Source organism: Mycobacterium sp. NGS48 (assembly GCF_059812585.1).
The window spans coordinates 1-1,427 of sequence record NZ_JCALCY010000042.1; the positions used below are offsets into that span (position 1 = coordinate 1).

Genomic DNA, 1,427 nt, shown 5'->3' on the forward strand with positions numbered 1-1,427 from the left:
GGTTGCGTCCAGCAGAGTGGTGTACGAGTCGGGCCTGATCGTGAAGCGCGGCGTGTCGTAGCCGAGTGATTGAAGGTCATCGCGTGATTCTTCGAGGGACCTACCAAAGTCACTCGAGCAAAGGAATCAACGCGATGACCGCTGCCCACGATATCGACCTGCCTACTGTGCTGGCCGAACGACTCACCACCTGCCATCCCGATGTGTTGCGCGAGTTGTTGGCCACGTTCATTCACACCTTGATGGGCGCTGAGGCTGACGCGCTGTGCGGTGCTGGCTATGGTGAGCGCAGCACCGAGCGGACCAACCAGCGCAACGGCTACCGAAACCGCGACTTCGATACCCGCGCAGGCACATTGGATCTGGCGATTCCCAAGCTACGGCATGGCTCCTACTTCCCGGACTGGCTGCTGGAACGCCGCAAACGCGCCGAGCGGGCGCTGACGACCGTGGTGGCCACCTGCTACCTGCTGGGGGTGTCGACCCGGCGGATGGACAAACTCGTCGAGACGTTGGGCATCACCAGCCTGTCCAAGTCCCAAGTGAGCGTGATGGCCAAAGAACTGGACGCCACGGTCGAGGCGTTTCGGACCCGGCCGCTGGACGCCGGCCCGTACACGTTCATCGCCGCCGACGCGCTGGTGCTCAAGGTCCGTGAGGGTGGCCGGGTGGTCAACGTGCACGCCCTGATCGCCGTCGGGGTCAACGCCGAGGGCTACCGCGAAATCCTGGGCATCGACGTCACCACCGCCGAGGACGGCGCAGGCTGGCTGACCTTTCTGCGGTCGCTGACCGCCCGCGGCCTGTCGGGGGTCAAGCTGGTCACCAGCGATGCGCATGCCGGACTGGTGGCCGCGATTGGCGCCACCTTGCCGGGGGCCGCCTGGCAGCGCTGCAGAACGCATTACACGACCAATCTGATGGCCGTGACGCCGAAGGCGTCGTGGCCGTGGGTGCGCACCTTGTTGCATTCGGTCTTCGATCAACCTGATGCTGAATCTGTTGCCGCTCAATATGATCGGATCGTTGACGCGCTGACCGACAAGCTCCCCAAGGCTGCTGATCACCTGGAAGCGGCCCGCGCGGACCTGCTGGCGTTCACCGCGTTCCCCAAACAGATCTGGCGCCAGATCTGGTCCAACAACCCCCAGGAACGACTCAACAAAGAAATCCGCCGCCGCACCGACGTCGTCGGCATCTTCCCCGACCGCAACGCGCTGATCCGCCTCGTCGGGGCCGTGCTGGCCGAACAACACGACGAATGGGCCGAATCACGCCGCTACCTCGGCTTGGATGTCCTCAGCAAATCCCGAGCCGACCAGACCCCGACACCGGAACAGGAGGCCACCCCGGCGGCACTGACCGCCTGAACCACCCAGTCGAAGAATCACACGACGACGTCATACACCACGTCCCTGGACTTGACC

The 1,427-nt window shown here is 64.3% G+C and carries 1 protein-coding gene; it reads left to right on the plus strand.

The window, feature by feature from the left end; translation table 11 throughout:
* Positions 1 to 134: 134 nt before the first annotated feature.
* The gene (locus AC5Y42_RS23565; protein ID WP_499900976.1) at positions 135 to 1,370 is read left to right on the plus strand and encodes an IS256 family transposase; all 1,236 of its coding nucleotides are present in this window, start codon (positions 135 to 137) and stop codon (positions 1,368 to 1,370) included.
* Positions 1,371 to 1,427: the final 57 nt, after the last annotated feature.